Source organism: Alcanivorax sp. DG881 (genome assembly GCF_000155615.1).
Classification (GTDB): Bacteria; Pseudomonadota; Gammaproteobacteria; order Pseudomonadales; family Alcanivoracaceae; genus Alcanivorax.
Genome location: NZ_DS989915.1, coordinates 2001955 through 2016391, shown reverse-complemented (window position 1 = coordinate 2016391; position 14437 = coordinate 2001955). Strand labels below are relative to the sequence as shown.

The 14437-nt window shown below is 59.0% G+C and carries 16 protein-coding genes; 12 read left to right on the top strand and 4 right to left on the bottom strand.

Annotated elements, in window-relative coordinates; translation table 11 throughout:
* Positions 1 to 157: 157 nt before the first annotated feature.
* The 6 genes from ADG881_RS09065 to ADG881_RS09040 all read left to right on the top strand — a co-directional run bounded on the left by ADG881_RS09065 (position 158) and on the right by ADG881_RS09040 (position 5654).
* Entirely contained in the window at positions 158 to 1459 is a 1302-nt protein-coding gene (locus ADG881_RS09065; protein WP_007151510.1) for an NAD(P)/FAD-dependent oxidoreductase, read from the top strand.
* Position 1460: 1 nt separating this feature from the next.
* Positions 1461 to 2366: a bile acid:sodium symporter family protein gene (locus ADG881_RS09060; RefSeq protein WP_007151555.1), complete on the top strand. Its 906-nt coding sequence runs from the start codon at positions 1461 to 1463 to the stop codon at positions 2364 to 2366.
* Positions 2348 to 3286: an SDR family oxidoreductase gene (locus tag ADG881_RS09055; protein WP_007150325.1), complete on the top strand. Its 939-nt coding sequence runs from the start codon at positions 2348 to 2350 to the stop codon at positions 3284 to 3286. Before ADG881_RS09060 ends, ADG881_RS09055 begins: the two co-directional genes overlap by 19 nt.
* Positions 3283 to 4077 carry an SDR family oxidoreductase gene (locus ADG881_RS09050; RefSeq protein WP_007151391.1) on the top strand — a complete coding sequence of 265 codons (795 nt, stop codon included), beginning with the start codon at positions 3283 to 3285 and terminating at the stop codon, positions 4075 to 4077. The genes ADG881_RS09055 and ADG881_RS09050 overlap by 4 nt, the downstream gene beginning before the upstream one ends.
* An 8-nt stretch (positions 4078 to 4085) precedes the next feature.
* The gene (locus ADG881_RS09045) at positions 4086 to 4829 is read left to right on the top strand and encodes a sulfite exporter TauE/SafE family protein (protein WP_007149082.1); all 744 of its coding nucleotides are present in this window, start codon (positions 4086 to 4088) and stop codon (positions 4827 to 4829) included.
* 234 nt (positions 4830 to 5063) lie between these two features.
* Complete coding sequence (locus ADG881_RS09040) at positions 5064 to 5654, top strand: GNAT family N-acetyltransferase (RefSeq protein WP_007149253.1); 591 nt, start codon at positions 5064 to 5066, stop codon at positions 5652 to 5654.
* 299 nt (positions 5655 to 5953) lie between these two features.
* Here the strand turns inward: ADG881_RS09040 and ADG881_RS09035 are convergent, their stop codons facing one another.
* On the bottom strand, positions 5954 to 7087 hold the full coding sequence (locus ADG881_RS09035; RefSeq protein ID WP_007148344.1) for an alpha/beta fold hydrolase: 1134 nt from the start codon (positions 7085 to 7087) through the stop codon (positions 5954 to 5956).
* 195 nt (positions 7088 to 7282) lie between these two features.
* Here ADG881_RS09035 and ADG881_RS09030 point away from each other — a divergent pair, with 195 nt between their 5' ends.
* Positions 7283 to 7516, top strand: coding sequence for a hypothetical protein (locus ADG881_RS09030; RefSeq protein ID WP_007149500.1), 234 nt, complete (start codon positions 7283 to 7285; stop codon positions 7514 to 7516).
* Positions 7517 to 7605: 89 nt separating this feature from the next.
* Here the strand turns inward: ADG881_RS09030 and ADG881_RS09025 are convergent, their stop codons facing one another.
* A complete protein-coding gene (locus tag ADG881_RS09025; protein ID WP_007148461.1) occupies positions 7606 to 8313 on the bottom strand; it encodes a YHYH domain-containing protein in 708 nt (235 codons plus the stop codon).
* Between the two features lie 283 nt (positions 8314 to 8596).
* Here ADG881_RS09025 and ADG881_RS09020 point away from each other — a divergent pair, with 283 nt between their 5' ends.
* The 5 genes from ADG881_RS09020 (at position 8597) to ADG881_RS09000 (ending at position 12032) form a co-directional block, all read left to right on the top strand.
* On the top strand, positions 8597 to 9208 hold the full coding sequence (locus ADG881_RS09020; protein WP_039926491.1) for a hypothetical protein: 612 nt from the start codon (positions 8597 to 8599) through the stop codon (positions 9206 to 9208).
* Positions 9208 to 9792 (top strand): hypothetical protein, encoded by a 585-nt coding sequence (locus ADG881_RS09015; RefSeq protein ID WP_007151246.1) that lies wholly within the window; start codon positions 9208 to 9210, stop codon positions 9790 to 9792. Before ADG881_RS09020 ends, ADG881_RS09015 begins: the two co-directional genes overlap by 1 nt.
* Positions 9793 to 9878: 86 nt before the next feature.
* The gene (locus tag ADG881_RS09010; protein WP_039926490.1) at positions 9879 to 10151 is read left to right on the top strand and encodes a hypothetical protein; all 273 of its coding nucleotides are present in this window, start codon (positions 9879 to 9881) and stop codon (positions 10149 to 10151) included.
* A complete protein-coding gene (locus tag ADG881_RS09005) occupies positions 10148 to 10405 on the top strand; it encodes a hypothetical protein (RefSeq protein ID WP_007148470.1) in 258 nt (85 codons plus the stop codon). The genes ADG881_RS09010 and ADG881_RS09005 overlap by 4 nt, the downstream gene beginning before the upstream one ends.
* A gap of 13 nt (positions 10406 to 10418) precedes the next feature.
* A complete protein-coding gene (locus ADG881_RS09000; RefSeq protein WP_007151621.1) occupies positions 10419 to 12032 on the top strand; it encodes a PepSY domain-containing protein in 1614 nt (537 codons plus the stop codon).
* 243 nt (positions 12033 to 12275) lie between these two features.
* On the opposite strand, the gene ADG881_RS08995 is transcribed toward ADG881_RS09000, so the two are convergent.
* Both ADG881_RS08995 and ycaC read right to left on the bottom strand, forming a co-directional pair.
* Positions 12276 to 13547 (bottom strand): OmpP1/FadL family transporter, encoded by a 1272-nt coding sequence (locus tag ADG881_RS08995; protein WP_007151615.1) that lies wholly within the window; start codon positions 13545 to 13547, stop codon positions 12276 to 12278.
* Between the two features lie 251 nt (positions 13548 to 13798).
* Positions 13799 to 14425: an isochorismate family cysteine hydrolase YcaC gene (ycaC, locus tag ADG881_RS08990; RefSeq protein ID WP_007149077.1), complete on the bottom strand. Its 627-nt coding sequence runs from the start codon at positions 14423 to 14425 to the stop codon at positions 13799 to 13801.
* Positions 14426 to 14437: the final 12 nt, after the last annotated feature.

Here is a 14437-nt window from a genome sequence, read left to right as displayed (position 1 = left end):
TGAGTGAGGTCCCGAATTAACCGTGACAAAGTCCTGAAATAGCCGTGTGTCTATTGCTGGCCGACCCTAGAGTAGCAAGCATACCAAACTCTGTGCTCCGCTTCGCTTGTGGGGCACCGGTGACCGAATAAAAAAGACACAATAAAACGGGATAGCTATGTACGCAGTGATAGGGGCCGGCCCCATGGGGCTGGCCACGGCCAGAAACCTGAAGAAATACGGTATTCCTTTTGTCGGTTTTGACCTGAATACCGATGTGGGTGGCCTGTGGGATATCGATAACCCGCACAGCACCATGTATGAGTCGGCCCACCTGATCTCGTCGAAGGCGATGACCGAGTTCCGGGAATTCCCCATGGCCGATGAGGTGGCAACCTACCCCCATCACCGCGAAATGAAGCGTTACTTCCAGCAATACGCTGCGCATTTTGGACTCTATGAGCACTACGAGTTTTCCACCCGGGTGGTCCAGGTGTTGCGTGATGGTGATGAATGGCTGGTGACCACCGAGGTAAACGGGGAAGAACAGTGTCGCCGCTTTTCCGGTGTGCTGATTGCCAACGGTACCTTGCATACGCCGAATCTGCCCAACCTGCCGGGCCGCTTTGATGGCGAATTGATGCATTCCTGTGAGTACCGCCATCCGTCCCGTTTCGATGACAAGCGGGTGCTGGTGGTGGGCTGCGGTAATTCGGCCTGTGATATCGCCGTGGATGCGGTGCACCGGGCGGCCAGTGTGGATATGTCCGTGCGCCGGGGTTATTACTTCCTGCCCAAGTTTATTGGCGGCAAGGCCACCGATTCCATTGGCGGCAAAATCAAGTTGCCCCGCGCGCTCAAGCAAAAGGTGGATGATCGCCTGATCCGCATGATCATCGGCAAGCCCAGCGACTACGGTTTGCCGGACCCGGATTACAAGCTGTATGAGTCCCACCCGGTGATCAACTCGCTGGTATTGCATCATATTGGCCACGGCGACATTGCGCCGCGGGGGGACATCTCTGCCGTTTCCGGCAAGACCGTGACCTTTGCCGATGGGCAATCACGGGAGTATGACCTGATTCTCATGGGTACCGGTTACAAGCTGGATTATCCCTTCATCGACCCGGCCGAGTTGAACTGGAAAAACAGTGATGCCCCGCAGCTTTATCTGAATGTGTTCAATCCGGTGCACCGTAACCTGTTCATGATGGGCATGGTGGAGGCTGCGGGTCTGGGTTGGGAAGGGCGTAATGAGCAGGCCGAAATGGTGGCGCTGTATATCCGTGCCAGCCAGCAGGGGGCGCCCGCCGCAAAAGCCCTGGAAGAAACCGTGCGCAAGGAGGCGGAAAAAAATCTGGATGGCGGTTACGCCTATCTGAAACTGGCGCGCATGGCGTATTACGTCAACAAGGACTGCTATCGCAAGGCGGTCAACACTCACATTGCCGAACTGAAAAAATTGAAGACGGAGGTGTGAGATGGAAATACACTTCGGAAGTGAAAATCTGCTGATCCTGAACGTCATCCTGGCGTTCATGATGTTTGGTGTTTCCCTGTCGCTTACCGGTGATGATTTCCGGCGGGTGCTGAAGCGCCCGGATGCCCCCATCGTCGGTCTGCTAGCCCAGTTTGTACTGTTGCCGGCGGCCACCTGTGTCACCACCTGGTATTTCGAAGTCGATCCGGAACTGGCACTGGGGATGATACTGGTAGCGTCGTGTCCCGGCGGTTCGTTTTCCAACATCATGACCTGGCTCGGGCGAGCCAATGTGGCTGTGTCGGTGAGCATGACAGCGGTGTCCAGCGTGGTGGCGATTGTTATGACGCCGTTCAACTTTTCACTTTATGGCTGGCTGAACCCGATTACCCGACCCATCCTCACCGACATCCAGATGGACAGCATGAACATCCTGGTTCTGGTGGCGCTGGTGCTGGGTCTGCCGCTGTTGGTGGGCATGTTGATGGGCAAGGCGTTTCCGGTATTTGCGGAAAAAGCCCAGAAGCCCATGCGTTATGTCACCTTGCTGGTGTTGTTGCTGTTCGTGGGTGTGGCGTTCGGCAATAACATGGATGTGTTTCTGGCCACGGCGAACCGTATTGTCGGGCTGGTGGTGCTGCAGAACTTTCTGGCGCTGGGGTTGGGGGCCATGGCCGGCATGATTACCGGGCTCCCCCGGGGAGACCGGCGCGCCATCACCATGGAGGTGGGTATTCAGAACTCCGGCCTCGGGTTGGCCATTCTGTTTACCTTCTTCCCGGACGCCAGTGAAATGATTTTGATCGCTGCATTCTGGGGTGTCTGGCACCTGATCAGTGGCTTGTTGCTGGCCTGGTGGTGGTCACGAAGCCCGGCGCAGGAGGACACATGTCGCGACGCATTCTGATCACCGGCGCCGCTGGCTATATTGGTAGCCAGCTGGCCCGGCAGCTGCAGCAACATCATTACGTGGTGGGCGTGGATATCCGTAAGGACGAAAGCGCGGATTTTCCGTTCTACCAAATGGATATTCGTGATCCAAAAATCGGCGCGTTGATGAAAGAGCACGGTATCCACCAGGTGGTGCATCTGGCCGCAGTACTGGAAGATTCCGGTGACCGTGCACGTGATTTTGATATTGATGTAAATGGCACGCGCAATGTGCTGGATGCCTGTGTGGCCAGCGGTGCGACGCAATTGGTGGTGACCAGTTCCGGAGCGGCTTACGGTTATTACGCCGATAACCCGGCCTGGCTGGATGAGCAGGACCCCTTGCGGGGTAATCCGGAATTCCCCTATTCGGATCACAAGCGCCAGGTGGAAGAGTTGCTGGCGGATTACCGGGAAAAGTATCCCGCCCTGAAGCAGCTGGTGCTGCGCCCCGGCACCGTGCTGGGCGCGGACACTCGTAACCTGATTACCCGTCTTTTCGAGGGGGAGCGGTTGCTGGCCGTGGCCGGTTCGCCGTCGCCGTTTGTTTTTATCTGGGATCAGGATGTGGTGGGTATTATCGAGCAGGGAGTCAATCAGGATCGTAGCGGTTGCTTCAATCTGGCCGGAGATGGCGCCCTGTCCATTGATACGCTGGGCGACTTGTTGGGCAAGCCGGTGATTCATGTGCCGGCCTGGCTGATTCGCAGCGGGTTATGGATCGGGAATCGACTGCGGTTGACCCAGTATGTGCCGGCGCAGGTGAATTTTCTGCGCTACCGGCCGGTGCTCAGTAATCGCCGGCTGAAAGAAGAGTTTGGCTATATTCCCCGCAAGACTTCCGAGCAGGTCTTCCGCTTTTTCATGGCAGCGGCCCGGCAGCGGGGGCAGTTATGAAAACGGTACTGATTACCGGGGCGGCTTCCGGTCTGGGGTGGGCCTTGAGCCGGCAGGCGTTTGCGTTGGGTCACCGGGTGATCCTGGTGGACATGAATGCTGCGTTGCTGGCATCGCGCGCCGATACGCTGGCCGCTGAAGATCCTGCCCGCGTCACCTTTCAGGATCTGGACGTCACCGATGGCGATGCCGTGCAGGCGTTGGTGAATTGGGTGCAGGATAACGAGCCTTCGCTGGATATTCTGGTCAACAACGCGGGCATTACCCACCGGTCGCTGGCGGAAAAAACCCGCATGGCGGTCTTTCGTAAAGTCATGGCGGTGGATTGGCAGGCGCCGGTGGAGTTGGCGATTGGCTTCTTGCCGCTGCTGAAAAAAAGCCGTGGCGGCATTATCAATATTGGTTCCATGGCGGGCTGGATGCCGGTGTTGGGCCGTGCGGGCTACTGCAGTGCGAAAAGTGCCTTGAGCCAGTTTTTTGAAGTGTTGCGCGGCGAAGTGGCCCGTGATGGCGTCCATATTCTGATGGCGTACCCGAGCTTTCTGGATACCCCGATTGAAACCAACGCCCTGGGGCATGATGGGCGCCCGGCCAGCCATAAACGCTCCATGGTCGGCGATATGCGCAGCCCGGAATGGATGGCTGAATTGGTGTTTGACGCTTACGCAAAGAAGAAGAAACGTTTGTTCCCGGATCGCTTCACCTGGTTCGCCAGCTTGCTCTGGCGGCTGCTCCCGGACCTTTATCAGCGCATGATGCAGCGTAAATTCGCCAGCGAATTGAACCAGTAGGAGCCCCCGTGACGGACCTGATGACCTTGCCCTGGCTATTGCTGGGGTTGTTCATATTCTTTGCCTTTACCACCGAAGCCATGACCGGTTTCGGCAGTATCGTGATTGCCCTTTCCCTGGGGGCGTTGTTTCTGCCAATCCCGGAGATTCTGCCGGTATTGGTGCCGCTGAATATTGTCATGAGTGCGACCTTGAGCTGGCGTCATCGTCAGCATATTCACTGGCCCACCTTGTGGCGGCTGATTCTGCCGTTGATGGTGCTGGGTACACTGACGGGGTATGGCTTGCGTCCGTGGATGGGCGATCAGTTGCTGAAAAATGGTTTCGGGTTGCTGGTGGTGTGGTTCAGTAGCCGTGAGCTGTGGCGCATGTGGAAGGGCATCAAGGTGGCGCCCCATGGTAGCTGGTGGTCGCGCTGCTGGATGTTTCTGGCCGGGATCACCCATGGCCTGTTTGCCTCCGGTGGGCCGCTGCTGGTGTATGCCCTGAGCGGCCTGTCACTGGAAAAGAAAGCCTTCCGCGCTACCCTGATTCTGGTCTGGCTGTCGCTGAACAGCCTGCTCACTGTCGTGTTCCTGATCGACGGCACCCTGCTGCCGGCAGCCCCGCGTATCGGTTTGTTGGTACCTGTGGTTATCGCGGCCATCCTGCTGGGGGAATGGCTGCATCACCGGGTGAATGAAGAGCGTTTTCGCCAGGCGGTGTTTATGGTGCTCTGGTGCACCGGGCTTATTCTTGCCTGGCCGGGGTGAATGTTGAGTTGAAAGTGTAAAGTTTAAAGTTCAAAAGCGCGGCGAATGTGTTTTGTATCGGGAAGGCCGTGCCCGCGTTCCCGTTTAGCGTAAAGCGCGGAGCAAAATATTATCCGGTTAGCGCTGTGCCAGCTTCGCGTTTGAACTTTTCACTTTTAACTCGTCTCCTCATCGCCTCCAGGGCCCTGCCGTGGTATTCATGTGACTCCTTGTCGTAGACATTCAGGAGCGCCCATGTCCGCAGTGGAAATTCGTCCGGTTACCGGTATTGCCGTCGAACCCTGGCTGGATGCACTGGCGCAATTGCGTATTGAGGTGTTTCGGGATTACCCCTACCTCTATGACGGCGATCTGGAATACGAGCGCGGTTACCTGGACCGTTATGCCCAGTCTGACCGTAGCGTGCTTGTGCTGGCGCTGGAATATAACCGGCTGGTCGGTGCGGCAACGGCGCTGCCCTTGCGCGAGGCGGATGAAGCGTTTCAGACGCCGTTTCGGCAACTGGGGGCTGAGCTGGATTCGGTGTTCTATTTTGGGGAGTCGGTGTTGCTCAAGCCCTACCGGGGCGAGGGAGTGGGCCACCGGTTCTTTGACCTGCGTGAGCAATATGCGGCGGATTTCGGGTTTCGCCATACCGCCTTTTGCGCAGTAGCGCGGGAAGAGTCGCACCCCGCTCGCCCTGCGGATTACCAGCCGCTGGATGCATTCTGGCGCGCCCGGGATTACTTTCCGCAGAACCAGCTTGTGGCCCATTTCGACTGGACCGATGTGGGCGACAATGCCCCCAGCCGCAAAGCCATGCAATTCTGGCTGCACTCGCTGTAAAGCCCTGCTGGTCTATTGTTGCATATACCCCATTTGGGCGATTTGATATTGTTTTGACATCCCTATACTTCCTGTTTATTTGGGGAAAACAGGGGGCACTTCAATGCATCGTTACTATCGCTGGACGCTCTGGCGCGAGCGCGCTATTCGCAATGGCATCATTATCCTTCCACTGGCGTTATTTGCGCTGGCTGTCGCCGTCCTGGTCGCTGGCTGACCCGGGGCGGGCTCGCTGAAAGCGCAGAGCAGGAAAATATAACAAGCCTGCACTGCGTTTTTTGGCTGGTCTTGCCGTACTTTCACGTGGCGGCTGATTCGTCCAGCCACCGCTGTACCCGTGCGTAGGTGCGGGTTTCCTCGATCATGGTCATGTGGCCCATCTGGTAAAACAGTTCCCGGGTCAGATGGTCCGCTTGCGGGTAGAGATGCTCCGCCAAAGCGCTATCAGTGGTTACCAGCCAGTCGCCCCGGGGCTGGGCATGGTTGGGCTCGCTGACGCTGCCGGCGATAAACAGTTGCTGAACCTGCGGGTCCAGGGGCACCTTGCGGGTGGGGCGCGGGTCGTCCAGTGGGCGGTCCCGCCACTGGTCTTCCAGCACATAGCCAAAGCGCAGGTCACGGATGCCGTCTGAGCGCAGATTGGCCAGGCGCATCAGGGGGCGGGAGTAGGGCGTGCGGCCCAGCAGGCGATTGGCTTCGTTACCAAACCGTTCCAGCAGGGCGCCTTGATGGGGAGAGCCGAGGCAGGCCAGGTGGCTGACCCGGTTGACCCAGCTGTCATCCCGCTCGCGCCCCTGATGCAGGGCACTGCGTGCCACCAGTCCGCCCATGGAATGGCCGATCAGGATCACGCGCTCGGGCAGCGCCGTGTGGGCCAGCAGCCCGGCCAGCTTGCGGCCATTGTCGGAAATATGCAGGCCGGTGTTGTAGCGCAGGTAGCGAATATCCGCGTTGAGATTCTGGCGCGCCCATTGGCAGAAGGCATCAGCGGCGGGGCTATTCCAGCAGGCTTCATTCATGCACAGCCCGTGCAGGAAGATGACCAGCGTATCGGCCTCCGGTGACGGGGGCGCTTTGGGGAGCAGCGTCATGGGCAGGGCATAGCGGTTGTTCTGCTCGACCAGTAGCTGACCGAAAATGCCGTTGATGATGCTTTGCAGGTCCAGGCTGTCGCGCAGTTCCCGTTGTGGGTCCGCGAGCAGGTCGGCCATGCCGGCCAGGTTGCCGGCCTGGCGAAAGCCGTAGCGGATCAGGTTGTACACCATGGGAGCGGGGGTGTAATCGTGCCCGCGCAGGCTGAAGGGGTTGGCCACTGCGCCGTGAATATCCTGTACGACCTGGGTTATTTCGTTGCCGAAACGGGTGACCAGTTGTGCCAGACCGCCCACGTTCCTTCCCATGGTGTGGCCTGCATGCCTGCCGAGTTTTTTCATTTGTTCTCCTTGTTATGGGGGTATCTTACCCGGCGGAAGGCGCTGAGAAAGGAAAAAAACACTATGCCAATTGGCGCGCGCCCATCTGTAACTCTTCGTAAAATGGCCGCTAAATGTGCGAATCCGCTTGGCCAAGTGCCAGGAACATGCTTAGAGTGCTCACTGTCCGAATCAGTTAATTCAAGGAGTGATTCTATGCGTACTTTCGGTAAAGCGGCATTGGCCGCCATTTTCGCCTCTTCTGCCCTGCTGGCAGCCTGTGATGCCAACGACGGTCCGGTTGAGGACGCTGGCGAGAAGGTAGACAAGGCGGTAGAAAACATCACCCCGGATCAAGGGCCGATGGAAGAAATGGGCGAAGATATGGATAACGCCTATGAGAACGCCGAAGAGTCTGCTGAAGACATGAAAGACGCTGCCCAGCAGTAAGCCTGTCATGCAGTGAGCGCACCGTCTGCGGACGGGTGATGCGACAATCAAAACCCCGGCCTTGTGGTCGGGGTTTTGTCGTTTTGGGGTCAGGGATGTGCCGCCAACGGGCAATGGCTTAACAGCTGTTTCAGGGCGTCGGCTTCCTGGAGTGTGACCATCAATTGGTAGCGTTGCTTGATTCGTTCCCAGTGCTGGCCGTATTCGCACCAGTAGCGGCGGTTATCGGGAAGCCACTGGTCCGGGCTGCGGGCGCCTTTGCTGCGGTTGGCGCTGGCGGATACCGGGATCAGGTTGTCCGGGTCGTTGGCAAATTGTCGGCGCAACCGCTCGTCCCACTGGTCGCCGCCGTGGCCGTGTGCATGGCGCAGGGGAACAAAGTGATCCATGTCCAGATCGCCGGCCCGGGTGAAGGTCTGGTTGGTGTAGGGGTCGTACCAGCGGCCGCTGGCCACGGTGCAGTGGTCCGGGCCGGTGAAGGTCACTGCAATTTCACTGGTGGCGATCAAGACTTCTGCCCGGGTGTCCTGGCAATCCCGGTCTGCGTCTATCCAGTGGGGCCAGTGGTCCCGGTCATAGAGTCCGCTGAAGGCGCGTTGGGTGTCAGCGGCCTCCTGTTCAGCCTGTTGCTGTTGGCGGTGCAGGGTGAGGCAGGGCTTCCGGTGGCAATGGTAGTCGCCGGTGCGACGGTCGGTGTGCCCGCCCTGTTGATCGAGCCCGCCGGGGTGGGCCTGAAGGGGCGCTGCGGGGGCAAGCAGGGCAAGGCAAAGCCAGAGCGAGAAGGGGCGTAGGTGCAAAGGGATAGATCCTGTCTGTGGTGACGCAGGAGAATAAGATATTCATGCATTTTGTTGTAGGTGAAATGATACAGCGATTGAAAGTGTGAACTGATTCCAAAACCTGTATCAGGAAGATACAAAACGGCTACGTGGCTACACGGAAATCGGACCGTTTTGTTCTGGGGTGGGCGCGGCTGCCTCGTTAGAGTTAGCGGTGCCGGGCTGAGCCTGTTTCACAGCGGCGCCGGCTTCACTTTTTATGCATTGTCTTTGAGTAGTGGCTATGCAGGAGTTGCAGTTTATGGGCACACAGCAGGGCGCGGGAAAATGGCGTCAGCAGGAGTTGGGGCTGGAAGCGGTGGAGACACGGCTGCAGGCCCTGCAGGAGTACCTGGCCGTTTACCGGGCGAGCTTTGCCTCGTCGGGCAGTGCGGATAGCCATGCCCGGGTGCGGGTGCTGCGCCGGGATGTGTCTCGTCTGCGGGCCTGGGGCTGGTACCTGATCGCGTGTCGCGATGGGGCTCGCTGGTTGGCTGTTGTGCAGTGGTTGGCGCGGGTTTTCTCTGTGCTGGTGGTGCCGCAAAGGCACCGTTCCCGGCGCCAGCAGCGCACGCGCACCATGCGGCATTTGTCCAGTTACAGCCTGGTCGAGCGCGCCTATGCGGCACAGGAAGATGATATCCAGGGTCGTTTGTTGACCTTGCGTCTGGCGCAACGTCAGAACCCCAATGACCTGCGGGCCCGGGAAATCAAGAGGCTCGAGCGTCAGGTCGACGAGGTGGTGCTGCTGCGATTGGCCGGCCTGCCGGAGGCCCGGCAACTTACGGTGATTTGCCATCTGCTGACGTGGACCATGGCCCTGCGTTCCTGCCTGGGCCTGCGGCTTCCCCTGGCGGATGTGGCGGACCGTTGATGCAGGCAGTGACGATGTTGTCTCCCGCGCTGGATAGTTTGCCACGGGTTTTTACCCTCTCGGATCTCAAGCAGCTGCAACCGGAGGAATCTGGTGGCGCGCTGGATACCGTGCTGCGCTGGCTGGAGGCCGGAGTGGTCAAGCAGGTGGCGCCGCCGCGACCGGTATTCTACAAGGTAGTGCTGGGCGAGCCGCTCACCGATGAAGACCGTTGCCGGGCATTGCTGCGGGCGTTTCCGTCGCTGGTCATGGTGGCCGGGTCGGCACTGTGGCGGCAGGGGTTGAGTCGTCAGCAGGACAGCGTGCTGGAATGCTGCGTGGCAGAAACCGAACTGAGTTGCCATTTGCCGGATGTGCGCCTGCACTGGCGGCCGCCGGCCTGGTGGTCGGCGATTCGCCGGGCCGGGGGGATGGCCGGTGATTACCACGGTGTGCCCATGCTCAATGCGGAGCTGGTGCTGGCGGATGCGTCCACGTTTTCCGGTGTATGGATGCCGGATCGCGAATCCGTGGATTGGGATCGCCTGTCCACGGCGCGTCTTAGTGAGGCCAGTGATTATTTGCGCGAGCTGCGCCCCCGCTGAGCCGGTGGGTGCCCTGGGCACCTTGACGAAAACTCCCTGCTACTATTAAATGAGAACCATTATCATGGATTAATGGTTCTCTCCCTATGCTGGTTGCCGTTCTGGCCACACTTGCCAGTGTGTTGCTGTTTTATCTGTCGGATCGCCAGCAACGCTGGCTGGATCAGCCCCTTCCTGTCTTTACCCGCGTAATCGCGCTGGCCCTGCTGGCCGGCGGGCTGTGGCTGTTGTCACTGCAGTTGGGTGTCAGTGTGGGCCTGTTTGTGGGGTTGTGGGTGTTCACGCTGCCGGCCCTGCTGGTGCCGCTGCTGGTCAGCCATTACCGCGATAGCTATCAGCGCCGGGGGGGCAATCGATGAGAGCCTTTTTGGCGTTTTTGCTGAGTCTGCCGTTGTCGGTAATGCTGATGGGGTTGTTGGCGGCGGCGGTACCGGCGCCCTGGCAGTCCTGGCTGGTGTTGCAATTGTTGGGGGTGACCTTGTTGTGGATGCTGCTGGTGGTGCTGGTGGCGCTACCTGAGCGTACCTGGCCCCCGCTGGTGACGTTGCTGGTAATGAATGGGGTCGCCTGGATGGCGCTGCAAACTACCGCCTTGTATGGGGGTGGAGCATGAAGGGAGGTGGAGCATGAAGGCGGACCGCTTGCGACGCTTTATCGACCTGCATGCCTGGCTGGGCATGGCCAGTGGCCTGGCTCTATTTGTGGCGTTTTTTGCCGGCGCCCTCAATGTGTTCCATCACGAACTGCATCACTGGCAGGCGCCGCAGGCTTCGGAGGTGGCATCGCAAGACGCCATCGATGGGCAAGCGCTTCTGGACCGTGTGACCGACCAATACCCGGATGCGCGTAAGCGCCTCTTTTTCCTGCCGGAGGAAGACCCGGCGGTAATGTGGTTTCAGTCCAGCGCTTCTGGTGTGGAAGAGGAGGGGGCCGGGGAGTGGCTCACCGCCCATGCCACGGACTTCGACGAGGCGGGCAAGTATGTTGAAAAGCCTCGCTCGGCGCTGGCGGATTTCATCAACCAGCTGCATTACCAGTTAGCGATTCCCAGTGGCGGCCTGCCCATCAACCTGGGCATGACCTTCATGGGGCTGATCTCGATTCTGTACGGCGCCGCCCTGTTCACCGGCCTGGTGATTCATTGGCCGAAACTGCGCAAGGAATTCTTTGCCCTCAAGCACGAGGGCAACATGCGCCGTTACTGGAAGAACATGCACAACCTGATCGGTGTGGTCAGCTTGCCCTTCCACTTGATCATGTCGGTGACCGGCGCCGCCATGGGCGCCTTTACGCTGGTCGCCGTGGTGCTGGGAACCCTGGTATTTGGCCCGCAGCTGCGTGGGGTTATTGAAGAGGAAACGGCGGTATGGCCCCCGGTGCAAAGCCAGGGTGAAAGCGTTGCCATGGTGCCGATGGCGGATTATCTGTCTGCTGCGGCCGATGCGTTGCCTGAGATGAGTGTGGATTGGGTGGAAATTCGCGGTTACGGCGATGCGGCCGGCTGGGTGGATGTGGCCGGTTCTGTGCCGGGGTATGTGGGGCATCATGCGCATGTGGTGCTGGACCCCGCGATGGGGGTTTTGAACGTGATCGCTCCGGGGCAGCGCAGTTTGAACTTTGATTCGTTCTCGCCGGTGTACTCCCTGCATTTTGGCGATTACGGCGGGATGCTGGTGAAATGGCTGTACTTCGCCATGGGCTTGCTGGGGGCGCTGTTGTTTGTGTCCGGTAATGTGCTGTGGTGTGAGCGTCGCAGTGATCGCCAGGGGCCAAGCCGTGGATCGGCGTTTCTGTTGCGCCTGACCCTGGGGCTTTGTTTCGGCGTTGTGATCGGCGTGGCGAGCAGTTTCCTGGTCAGCAAGGGGCTGCCGTATACGCCCTGGGCGGCCTGGGTTGCTACCGCGGAGCGAGCAATTTGTGGTGTGGTGGTTGTGCTGCTGGTGCTGTGGAGTTTGCGTGCCTCGCCGCTGCGGTTCAGTGGCCTGATGCTTATGGTGGCGCCGTTGTGTTACCTGGCGGTGCCGTTGTTGCAGGTGGTGCTGGAGGGTGGTCACGCTCTTGAGGCCGATAACCTGTTGATCAACGGTCTGTTGCTGCTGGTGGCGTTATCCCTGTGGGTGGTGCGCCGCCAGTTTCGCAAGCGTGTGCGTCTGGCTGAGCCCCATCCGCTCTGGGTGGGCAGGGTGACCGAGGGGCACCCCAAGCATCTTACCGAAACGGAGCGGGAAGCGGTGAGCTGATTCGCTTGCCGATCAAGGGCTAATGCGGCGTTGCGTATTGGTAAAGTGGCCAGTGCTCAGAGGCTTGTCTTCATCGCTGCGGGTTTGTCGGTTTACGGCTAAGCCTAAATCGACCTACGAGAGAGGGTGAAGAGTCATGTTTGGCGTTGGGTGCGTTGCGTGAACCGTGTTGCCGCCGCAGAGCGGCATAAAAAAACGGCGCCCTGGGGCGCCGTTTTTTATTTGACGTGCCTGCGTCTGAAATCAGAAGCGGTACGTCGCCTGCAGGGCCAGGCCGTGAGCGCTGTTTTCGAAATCGGCGCTGTAGGAGTCCTGCGATACGCGGCCTTTTTCTTCATCGATGTAGGCATACGCCGCATCAAGAGTCAGGTCGTCGGACACGTTCCAGCCGGCACCCAGTGTGTAGATATCACGGTCGCTCACCGGGATGCGCACGGTGCGGTGTTCGTCGCTGGTGGGAGATTCGTCATAGGCATAGCCGGCGCGAATAACCCATTTCGGGTTCAGCTGGTAGGCACCGCCTACGGCGAAGGACCAAGTGTCTTCCCAGTTTAGTTCTTCAGAAACCGTGTCGAATTGGGCGGAATAGAGAGGGAATACCCCGCTGTTTTCCACTTCAATACCTTCAAGGCGGCTCCAGCGAGTCCAGGTGGCGCCAGCGTAGAGGGCCAGTTCGTCAGTGGCTTGATAGCTGAATGATGTGTCCACGGATTCTGGCATGGTGATGTCCAGCTTGGCGTCATATTCGCCATTAAGGCCGGGTGTCATCCCCGGGATGGGGCCGAGGGCGCCAGTGCCGCCGCTTACCGTTGTGTCGCCTTCCAGGGTGTAATCCACTTTGGAGTGATAGGTCAGACCCCAGTCCAAAGTATCGGTGATGGCGACTAAGGCGCCCAGGTTAAAACCGTAGGCAATGTCATCCCCCTCAATATCTACTTCTGCGTCGCCGCTGCCACCGAAAGGAACGCTGGAAACGTTGTTGGTCAGCTTGCCTTCGATGTGGTTGATGGTGGGGCCGAAACCTACAGAAACGCGATCGTTGAACGCGTAGCTGATGGTGGGCTGGATGGTGACAACCTGTACTACGCTGTTTAGGCCTTCGTAACGACCCTGCCAGCCATCTTCATAATCACTTTCTACACCGAAAGGGGCATAAATGCCGATACCGGCATGCAGCCTGTCATTGATCGGGCTCACGTAGTAGCCAAACGGCACGGTGGAGAACGGCACCATGTCGCCATCGTTGGTGCCTGGGGCGGTGCCCTGAGCATTGCTGATGTCAGTGCTGGCATCAATAAAGGCCAGGCCGCCGCTCACTTCGGCGCGGTCCAGGCGGCTCATGCCGGCAGGGTTGCCATACAGGGTGCTGGCGTTGGCAGCGGTAGAGGCGCGGCCTGCGTAGGCAGAACCGGCGCTGCTGGCGCTCTGTTCGTTCAGGGCGAGGCCATTGGCCATGAGCTGGGTAGACGCCGCAGCAATCGCGGCTGCCAGCACGGCTTTGTTTGAATACTTCATGGTAACTTTCCCGAGTTATGATTTTGCCGGCGCAAGTTAACATTCAGTCACAAAATATTACAGGTTGTTTATCGTCATAATTAACGGTAAATCGTGTAAAAAACGACTATTTTCGGGAAACATGGTGTTTATTGCTGTGAAGAAGGTTCATGGATGAACGGTATGTTTACCCTGAAATGTGCAGATCTTCTCTTGCGGTGAAGTCGGCTGGCCGCCCTGTCAGGGGCGGCCAGCCAGTCGCTGCCTGTGGTCTATTTCCCTTCGGTGAGGGTGCTGTAGCTGGTGATCAGATTGCGGTAATCCGGGATGTGGTTGGAGAAAAGTGCCCCCAACCCGTCGATATCATTGCGCCAGTCACGGTGTAGCTCGCAGGCTGCGCCAAACCAGGTCAGCAGCTGGGCGCCGGCGGCGCTCATGCGGTCCCAGGCGGCGTCCCGGGTCATGGCGTTAAAGGTCCCGGAGGCATCGGTGATCACGAACACCTCGAAGTCTTCCTCCAGGGCCGAGAGGGCCGGGAACGCCACGCAGACTTCGGTGACCACGCCGGCAATGATCAGCTGTTTCTTGCCGGTGGCCTTTACCGCGGCGAGGAAGTCCTCATTATCCCAGGCATTGATCTGTCCGGGGCGGGCGATATAGGGCGCATCGGGGAACATCTCCTTGAGTTCTGGCACCAGTGGGCCGTTGGGGCCGGTTTCAAAGCTGGTGGTGAGGATGGTCGGCAGTTCGAAGTACTTGGCCATGTCGGCCAGTGCCAGCACGTTGTTCTTGAACTTGTCCGGATCAATGTCGCGCACCAGAGACAGCAGGCCGGCCTGATGGTCGACCAGTAGTACCGCTGCATTGTCCTTGTCGAGTCGCTTGTATTGCTTACCCATGGTCTTTCTCCT